The sequence below is a fragment of the Paenibacillus sp. 598K genome (assembly GCF_003851045.1).
GTDB lineage: Bacteria > Bacillota > Bacilli > Paenibacillales > Paenibacillaceae > Paenibacillus_D.
The window spans coordinates 4885-8579 of record NZ_BFBX01000126.1 but is presented as its reverse complement, the minus strand read 5'-3'; the positions used below and the strand labels follow the sequence as shown (position 1 = coordinate 8579).

The window sequence follows — 3695 nt, the reverse complement described above, 5'->3', positions numbered from 1 at the left end:
GAAAAATCGCCCAAGTAGCGCCGCTAACCGTCCGAATGGCCTTGATGTGTAGCTCTCTGAGCCTGGAGCGTCACCAATCATTCGATAATGTGACCCGTGCCGCAAACTGTGGCGCTAGGGGAAGGTTGCCCCCGTGGTCGCCCCAATGCAGGTGTCGCAAGAAAAGCCCCCTCCTTCCCAAAACAGGAAGGATGGGGCTTTTGCGCGTCGTGAACATCCACTCGCGTCTAGGCGCGCATTCCGCGCGGCACCGGACTCAAGCGCCCGCGCCGCCGGGCCAAGCGCCTGCGCCGCCGGGCCAAGCGCCCGCGCCTGCCGCGCACCCGCCGCGCATCTCGCGCAGCACCACGCCCTTGCGCCTGCGCGCCGCCGCGCATCTCGCGCGGCACCGCGCTATCGCGCCTCGCCGCTGCGCAGCTCCGGCCGCGCCTTACACCTTAAAGCGCTCGGCCGAGCGCTTGAGCTCCTCGGCCATCCGCTCGAGCTCGCGTGCGGCGTAGCCGACCTCCTCCATCGAGGCGATCTGCTCCTCGGAGCTGGCGGAGATGGACTGGGCGCCTGCCGCCGACTTGCCGGCGATCTGCTCGATCTCCTGCAGGGAGGCGAATACCTCCTCGGAGCTGGCGGAGAGCTGCTCGGCGGCAGCCGACGTGTCCTGCACCGAGGCGACCGACTGGACGGCGGCCTCCTTGATGTTCTGGAACAGCTCGCCAGTATGGCTGATCAGTTGCAGGCCTTGCTCGACCTCCTGCTCCCCCTTGCGCATTGCGCTCACAGCGGCATCGATGCCGCTCTGGAGCGCGTCGACCCGCTCGATGATTCGCTTGGCCGAGTCGCTGGACACACCGGAGAGTTTCTTGATCTCGGCGGCGACGACGGCGAATCCGCGTCCGTACTCGCCCGCTCGCGACGCCTCGATCGAGGCATTGAGCGAGAGCAGGTTGGTCTGACTGGCGATCTCCGTCATCAGGTTGATGATCTCGCCGATCTCGCGGGAGTGCGTCGATGACTGAGTGATGACCTCGGCGATCTCCCGCACCGACGCATTGATCATATGCATCTGCTGGATCGAGCGCTCGATGTAGGCGTGGCCCTGATGCGCCTCCTGCTCCGACTTCAGCGAGATCTCGTAGGCGGAGGCCGAGCTGTCGGCGATGCGGCGGATGCCGATCGTCATCTCCTCCATCGCCTGCGTGCTCTGCTCTGTGCCGTTGGCCTGGACCTCGATGCCGGAGGCGATCTCCTGGATCGCGTCGGCTGTATGCTTGGACGCTTGCGTCAGCTCGCCGACCGCGCTGTTGAGCGTACCGGAGGACTGGGCGACCTGCTCGGAGCTCCCGATAACTTGCGTGATTAGCGCCTTCAGATTTTGCGACATGACATTGAAGTCCTGCGCGAGCTGTCCCGTCTCGTCCCTGCTGCGGATCTTGATGTCGGGATCGGTCAGATGGCCTTCGGCGATCCGTCTGGCCTGCTGGGCGATCCGACGGATCGGCGACGCCAGCTGGCTGGAGATGAGGAATGCGATCGCCGCGCCGACGACCATCGAGATCGAGATCGAGAGCAGGATGGCGCGCTGGATATTATCTTGTCCCTGGCTGAAGTCCATCAAGTGCGAATTGGCGAGGATGACCCAGTTCCAGTAGGTTGTCGATTCGCCGTAGGCGAGCACCTCCGAGGACTGTCCATCGTCGAGCGTTGTCGTATAGTAGCTGAAGTCGCCGCCGCTGATCGCCTTTTGGAGGATCTCGTCTACCTTCCCGGCCAGCGATTCGTCGACGACCTCCTTGAGCACCTGGCCTTCGTCGTTGTTCATGCTGGCGACGATCTTGCCGTCCCGATCGAGGATGATGAAGCTGCCATGCTCGCCCAGGTTAATATTGCGGTTGCCGGGCCGGGTGCCGTCAGGCAGCTGGAAGCCGAGCAGCATCGATTTCAGCTGCGCCTGCGCCTGATCGAGCGACATGTCGCCGTTCATGACCGCTTCGTGGAAGGTGATGATCGTCTGGTTCGTAATTTTGACGTTGTTCTGGAGATTGTTGCGGATCAGCTTGTCGGTCTCGGACTTGGACACATTGTAGCTCAGGACGCCGACGATCGTCGTCGGGATGATCATCAGCAGCAGAAACGCCAGCATCAGCTTGAGGCGGATCGTCAAGCGGACGCCCTTACGTGTGGTGGACATGGGTGATGCTCCTCTCATGCATATCGTAGAAGTTGACAAAGTTGGACATATGGCGTCGCATTTGCAGCTTGGCTTGCTCTATGTCCTGATCGCGTATCGCTTCGTACACCTCGGGCAGATCGGCGACGATTGAGGCCTTGTCCACCTGCAGCAGCTCCGGGATAAAGCGCATGTACGCCGTCGTCAGCGCGCGCACGAGCATAATCGCCAGCGGGTTATGCGTCGATTCCGCCAGGATCAGATGGAAGTTAAGGTCCAGCTCGATCAGCTCGCGCGTGGATTCGACCAGATCGACGGTCGGCAGATGCCGCCGCAGCCGTTCCAGGTCCGCTGCGGTACGACGCTCCGCAGCCAGTCCGGCGCAGGGGATCTCCAGCATCTGACGCACGTGGAACAGATCCAGCAGCGTCATCGTCTGGAAGGTGAGCGAGAGGATGATCATATCGCGAACGTTAGACATCGCATTGTCCGGGTGGAAGCTGGCGATCACATAGCCGCTCTCTTTGTTCGGATTGGGCAGGATGACCTGCTCCCGGCTAAGGATGCGGAGCGCTTCCCGGATCGTCGGACGGCTGACGCCGAACGTCTGGGCCAGATCCTCTTGCTTGGCGACACTTTCCCCAGGCTGCAGTTGCCCCTTATAGATTACTTCTTTGATGGCATTCGCAATTTGTTGAGGCACAGTCTGCAACTCTACGCCTCTGAAAACGGTCGTGTCCATCGGCTCATCAATTCACTCCTTGCATCGAGGATCTTCGTACGAATGGAACAGAAGGCAATAACTAGTTATATCGACATATTCCATGAAAATTGAAGTAAAAAAAATTTACACGGCTTTGGACCTATTGTCCTTTATACTGAACATGTATATTTCCAGAATTAAGGAGTGGATCATCCCGGTGAAGCAGCGTCTGGAGCAGGACAAAATGCATTCGAGATGGTCGGCCATGGATCAAGCGATGGCTGCGCACGGTTACGATGTAGCGGTAATCTACGGCAAAGGCATTATTACACAGTATGGTTATCTGAACTATTTTGGCGGTTATTATCCCGTGCTGCGTCCGGGCTATGTCGTCTATCCGAGAGGCGGAGCGCCTACGGCGCTGTACAACACGCGCGCAGACGCCTACCTGGCTCGGCAGACGGGCACGGTCGCCGATGTCCGATTCACGGGTACAGGCGATGTGCTGCATGCCGAGGAGGCGCTGCTCGCCGAGGTCGCGTCGCTGGTGTCGGGTTATCGTCCGAGCCGGGTCGGCGTCGTGGGTCTGAAGTCCCTCATGACAGGCTTCCAGCAAGCTTATCTCACCGCGCGCATCGATGCGCTCGTCGAGGATGCGACGGGGATGGTCAACCGGATCAAGGCCTACAAGAGCGAGGAGGAGAAGGCGGGCATCGCCGCTGCCTTCGAGCTGGCCGAACGCAGCTTCCTGACGTTCCGGGATCACCTGCGAGTCGGCGCGACGCCGGCCGCCGTCGCTGCCGAGGCCGAGCGGGTGGCGCGGGCAGG

Annotated in this window: 2 protein-coding genes and 1 pseudogene; 1 reads left to right on the top strand and 2 read right to left on the bottom strand. The window is 61.0% G+C overall.

All coding sequences use genetic code 11. The features are described 5' to 3' along the window. Positions 1 to 430 precede the first annotated feature (430 nt). Positions 431 to 2185: a methyl-accepting chemotaxis protein gene (locus tag PA598K_RS28995; RefSeq protein ID WP_185602289.1), complete on the bottom strand. Its 1755-nt coding sequence runs from the start codon at positions 2183 to 2185 to the stop codon at positions 431 to 433. Next, positions 2169 to 2906 (bottom strand): FadR/GntR family transcriptional regulator, encoded by a 738-nt coding sequence (locus PA598K_RS28990; RefSeq protein ID WP_128660281.1) that lies wholly within the window; start codon positions 2904 to 2906, stop codon positions 2169 to 2171. Before PA598K_RS28990 ends, PA598K_RS28995 begins: the two co-directional genes overlap by 17 nt. Positions 2907 to 3084: 178 nt before the next feature. Here PA598K_RS28990 and PA598K_RS36655 point away from each other — a divergent pair. Further along, positions 3085 to 3695: pseudogene (locus PA598K_RS36655) on the top strand (M24 family metallopeptidase); the annotation flags it as partial.